Annotated in this window: 2 tRNA genes and 3 rRNA genes; all 5 read right to left on the minus strand. The window is 55.4% G+C overall.

Annotation, left to right across the window (positions count from 1 at the left end):
* Positions 1–46 precede the first annotated feature (46 nt).
* The 5 genes from rrf to IQ254_RS29435 all read right to left on the minus strand — a co-directional run bounded on the left by rrf (position 47) and on the right by IQ254_RS29435 (position 5,180).
* Positions 47–161 (minus strand): 5S ribosomal RNA (gene rrf, locus IQ254_RS29415).
* A gap of 145 nt (positions 162–306) precedes the next feature.
* Positions 307–3,181: ribosomal RNA gene (locus IQ254_RS29420) — 23S ribosomal RNA — on the minus strand.
* Positions 3,182–3,372: 191 nt separating this feature from the next.
* A tRNA-Ala gene (locus IQ254_RS29425) sits at positions 3,373–3,448 on the minus strand.
* A gap of 25 nt (positions 3,449–3,473) precedes the next feature.
* Positions 3,474–3,550 (minus strand) — tRNA-Ile (locus IQ254_RS29430).
* A 92-nt stretch (positions 3,551–3,642) separates the two neighbouring features.
* Positions 3,643–5,180: ribosomal RNA gene (locus tag IQ254_RS29435) — 16S ribosomal RNA — on the minus strand.
* Together the 16S, 23S and 5S rRNA genes with 2 tRNA genes alongside form the textbook arrangement of a ribosomal RNA operon.
* Positions 5,181–5,428: the final 248 nt, after the last annotated feature.

The raw sequence follows: 5,428 nt of genomic DNA on the forward strand, positions 1-5,428 counted from the left end.
CAAAGAAAAAGGGCTGTCCCTATTGGGACAGCCCTTTGGTGTAAGGCCCTGGCGATGACCTACTCTCACATGGCAAATGCCACACTACCATCGGCGCGGCTGCGTTTCACTTCCGAGTTCGGGATGGGATCGGGTGGTTCCACAGCGCTATGGTCGCCAGGGAGACGGTGGAGTGTCGCGGTCCGATTCTGCGTTCAGCAGACGCGGTCGCGCCGTCTCTCATGGGGATGGGACGTAACAGAGATTTGGATCCTGGCCTCAACGTGCTGTTGAGGAGAGCTTCTTGGCGAAGCGTCTTGAGGTTATATGATCAAGCCGCACGGATCATTAGTACGCGTTAGCTCAATGCATTGCTGCACTTACACACCGCGCCTATCAACGACGTAGTCTTCATCGTTCCTTTAGGGGGCTTGTGCCCCGGGAGGTCTCATCTTGAGGCGCGCTTCCCGCTTAGATGCTTTCAGCGGTTATCGCTTCCGTACATAGCTACCCGGCAGTGCCACTGGCGTGACAACCGGAACACCAGGGGTACGTCCACTCCGGTCCTCTCGTACTAGGAGCAGCCCCTCTCAAACCTCCAACGCCCACGACAGATAGGGACCGAACTGTCTCACGACGTTCTGAACCCAGCTCGCGTACCACTTTAAATGGCGAACAGCCATACCCTTGGGACCGACTACAGCCCCAGGATGTGATGAGCCGACATCGAGGTGCCAAACACCGCCGTCGATATGAACTCTTGGGCGGTATCAGCCTGTTATCCCCGGAGTACCTTTTATCCGTTGAGCGATGGCCCTTCCATACAGAACCACCGGATCACTAAGACCTACTTTCGTACCTGCTTGATCCGTCGATCTCGCAGTCAAGCGCGCTTATGCCTTTACACACACTGCACGATGTCCGACCGTGCTGAGCGCACCTTCGTGCTCCTCCGTTACTCTTTGGGAGGAGACCGCCCCAGTCAAACTACCCACCATACACGGTCCCCGATCCGGATTACGGACCTAGGTTAGAACGTCAAGCACTTCAGGGTGGTATTTCAAGGTTGGCTCCACACAGACTGGCGTCCATGCTTCAAAGCCTCCCACCTATCCTACACAGAAGAACTCAACGTTCAGTGTAAAGCTGTAGTAAAGGTTCACGGGGTCTTTCCGTCTTGCCGCGGGAACGCTGCATCTTCACAGCGATTTCAATTTCACTGAGTCTCGGGTGGAGACAGCGCCGCTGTCGTTACGCCATTCGTGCAGGTCGGAACTTACCCGACAAGGAATTTCGCTACCTTAGGACCGTTATAGTTACGGCCGCCGTTTACCGGGGCTTCGATCAAGAGCTTCGGTTTCCCTAACCCCATCAATTAACCTTCCGGCACCGGGCAGGCGTCACACCCTATACGTCCACTTTCGTGTTTGCAGAGTGCTGTGTTTTTGATAAACAGTCGCAGCGGCCTGGTCACTGCGACCCTCGATTGCTCTAGCTCGCACGAGCCACAATCAAGGGTGCACCTTCTCCCGAAGTTACGGTGCTATGTTGCCTAGTTCCTTCACCCGAGTTCTCTCAAGCGCCTGAGGATTCTCACCCTGCCTACCTGTGTCGGATTACGGTACGGTCGTCGTGATCTGAAGCTTAGAAGTTTTTCCTGGAAGCGTGGCCTCAGTGACTTCGTCCATAAGGACTCGTCTCGGTGCTCGGTGTTAAGACCCCCCGGATTTGCCTAAGGGATCCACCTACCTCCTTTCCCCGGGACAACCAACGCCCGGTACACCTAGCCTTCTCCGTCACTCCATCGCAATCACGATCGGTGCTGGAATATTAACCAGCTTCCCATCGACTACGGCTTTCGCCCTCGCCTTAGGGGCCGACTCACCCTGCGTCGATTAACGTTGCGCAAGGAAACCTTGGGCTTTCGGCGGGAGGGTTTTTCACCCTCCTTATCGTTACTCATGTCAGCATTCGCACTTCCGATACCTCCAGCAAGCCTTACAGCTCACCTTCGCAGGCGTACGGAACGCTCCTCTACCACTCAATCTTGCGATTGAATCCCTAGCTTCGGTATACCGCTTAGCCCCGTTAAATCTTCCGCGCAGGCCGACTCGACCAGTGAGCTATTACGCTTTCTTTAAAGGGTGGCTGCTTCTAAGCCAACCTCCTGGCTGTTTCTGCCTTCCCACATCGTTTCCCACTGAGCGGTAATTTTGGGACCTTAGCTGAGGGTCTGGGTTGTTTCCCTTTTCACGACGGACGTTAGCACCCGCCGTGTGTCTCCCGTGCTCTACACTTGCCGGTATTCGGAGTTTGCCATGGTTTGGTAAGTCGCGATGACCCCCTAGCCATAACAGTGCTCTACCCCCGGCAGTGATACACGAGGCGCTACCTAAATAGCTTTCGAGGAGAACCAGCTATCTCCGAGTTTGATTAGCCTTTCACTCCTATCCACAACTCATCCCCTACCTTTTCAACGGGAGTGGGTTCGGTCCTCCAGTCGGTGTTACCCGACCTTCAACCTGGTCATGGATAGATCACTCGGTTTCGGGTCTACACCCTGCGACTATTCGCCCTATTCAGACTCGGTTTCCCTTCGCCTCCCCTATACGGTTAAGCTCGCCACAGAATGTAAGTCGCTGACCCATTATACAAAAGGTACGCAGTCACCCTTGCGGGCTTCCACTGCTTGTACGCATACGGTTTCAGGGTCTATTTCACTCCCCTCTCCGGGGTTCTTTTCGCCTTTCCCTCACGGTACTGGTTCACTATCGGTCAGTCAGTAGTATTTAGCCTTGGAGGATGGTCCCCCCATGTTCAGACAGGGTTTCACGTGCCCCGCCCTACTCAATTTCATCGACTGTGCCCTTTCAAGTACAGGGCTATCACCTTCTATGGCCGGACTTTCCAGACCGCTCCTCTAGAACACAATCGACTTTTGGGCTGTTCCCCGTTCGCTCGTCACTACTCAGGGAATCTCGGTTGATTTCTTTTCCTCCGGGTACTTAGATATTTCAGTTCCCCGGGTTCGCCTCCAGCACCTATGTATTCAGTGCAGGATACCCTTGCGGGTGGGTTTCCCCATTCGGACATTGCCGGATCAAAGCTTGTTGCCAGCTCCCCGACACTTTTCGCAGGCTGCCACGTCCTTCATCGCCTCTGACTGCCAAGGCATCCACCGTATGCGCTTAGTCGCTTGATCATATAACCTCAAGTCGCCTCAAGGTCTGACCAACAACTGCTTTGCCTACTCGCCTCAACGACACGTTTTGAGACAGGATCTCAAACGCTCTGTTACGTCCCATGTTTTCAAAGAACTCGTCCAGGACCTCAACGTCCCAGCGATTCAATCTTGTGTGTGCGCTGTCACATCTCATCGCGGCTGGTCGAGCCTGGTGGAGCCAGTCGGGATCGAACCGACGACCCCCTGCTTGCAAAGCAGGTGCTCTCCCAGCTGAGCTATGGCCCCGTCGCTTCCAAGCCTTCCAGAACCATGGTGGGTCTGGGAGGACTCGAACCACCGACCTCACCCTTATCAGGGGTGCGCTCTAACCACCTGAGCTACAGACCCATGGGCTGGCTTTCAAGCACGCCGGTTCGGCGCGACGTGAGATGTGCAGGAAACTTGTGCGGACGCCCCCGAGCGGCTCAAAGCCATACTCTAAAGGAGGTGATCCAGCCGCACCTTCCGATACGGCTACCTTGTTACGACTTCACCCCAGTCATTGACCACTCCGTGGTAAGCGCCCCCCTTGCGGTTAGACTACCTACTTCTGGAGCAACCAACTCCCATGGTGTGACGGGCGGTGTGTACAAGGCCCGGGAACGTATTCACCGCGGCATGCTGATCCGCGATTACTAGCGATTCCGACTTCATGGAGTCGAGTTGCAGACTCCAATCCGGACTGGGATCGGTTTTCTGGGATTGGCTCCACCTCGCGGTATTGCAACCCTCTGTACCGACCATTGTAGTACGTGTGTAGCCCTGGCCGTAAGGGCCATGATGACTTGACGTCATCCCCACCTTCCTCCGGTTTGTCACCGGCAGTCTCCTTAGAGTTCCCGACATTACTCGCTGGCAACTAAGGACAAGGGTTGCGCTCGTTGCGGGACTTAACCCAACATCTCACGACACGAGCTGACGACAGCCATGCAGCACCTGTGTTCCGATTCCCGAAGGCACCCCCGCATCTCTGCAGGGTTCCGGACATGTCAAGGCCAGGTAAGGTTCTGCGCGTTGCATCGAATTAAACCACATACTCCACCGCTTGTGCGGGCCCCCGTCAATTCCTTTGAGTTTCAGTCTTGCGACCGTACTCCCCAGGCGGCGAACTTAACGCGTTAGCTTCGACACTGAGCTCCAAAGTGAGCCCAACGTCCAGTTCGCATCGTTTAGGGCGTGGACTACCAGGGTATCTAATCCTGTTTGCTCCCCACGCTTTCGTGCCTCAGCGTCAGTACTGGTCCAGGTGGCCGCCTTCGCCACGGATGTTCCTCCCGATCTCTACGCATTTCACCGCTACACCGGGAATTCCACCACCCTCTACCGTACTCTAGCCTGCCAGTATCAAATGCAGTTCCCAGGTTGAGCCCGGGGCTTTCACATCTGACTTAACAAACCGCCTACGCACGCTTTACGCCCAGTAATTCCGATTAACGCTTGCACCCTTCGTATTACCGCGGCTGCTGGCACGAAGTTAGCCGGTGCTTATTCTTTCGGTACCGTCATCCCGTACGGGTATTAACCACACGGATTTCTTCCCGAACAAAAGTGCTTTACAACCCGAAGGCCTTCTTCACACACGCGGCATTGCTGGATCAGGCTTGCGCCCATTGTCCAATATTCCCCACTGCTGCCTCCCGTAGGAGTCTGGGCCGTGTCTCAGTCCCAGTGTGGCTGATCATCCTCTCAGACCAGCTACCGATCGTCGCCTTGGTGGGCTCTTACCCCGCCAACTAGCTAATCGGGCATAGGCTCATCCGATCGCGTGAGGCCCGAAGGTCCCCCACTTTCACCCGAAGGTCGTATGCGGTATTAGCGTAAGTTTCCCTACGTTATCCCCCACAACCGGGCAGATTCCTATGCATTCCTCACCCGTCCGCCACTCGCCGCCAGGGTTGCCCCCGCGCTGCCGTTCGACTTGCATGTGTTAGGCATGCCGCCAGCGTTCAATCTGAGCCAGGATCAAACTCTTCAGTTAAATCTTGCAGACCCGAAGGCCTTAAGTTTCGAGCTGAAGTGCCTGTCCCAAGCGTTCATTGCTGACTCTTGGTTGACACTCACGTTTGGACTTCAAGTCCTCTCGCGGGCGTCCGCACAAATTTCCTGCGCACACTTTCAAAGATCCAACCCCTTCCGGCCCTTTCAGACCGCCGAGCGTTTCGCCCGAGGGAGCCGCACATCTTACAGCAGATTTCGTTTCCGTCAACACCTCAACCGAAACTTTTT

It is taken from the genome of Nodosilinea sp. LEGE 07088 (assembly GCF_015207395.1).
GTDB lineage: Bacteria > Cyanobacteriota > Cyanobacteriia > Phormidesmidales > Phormidesmidaceae > Nodosilinea.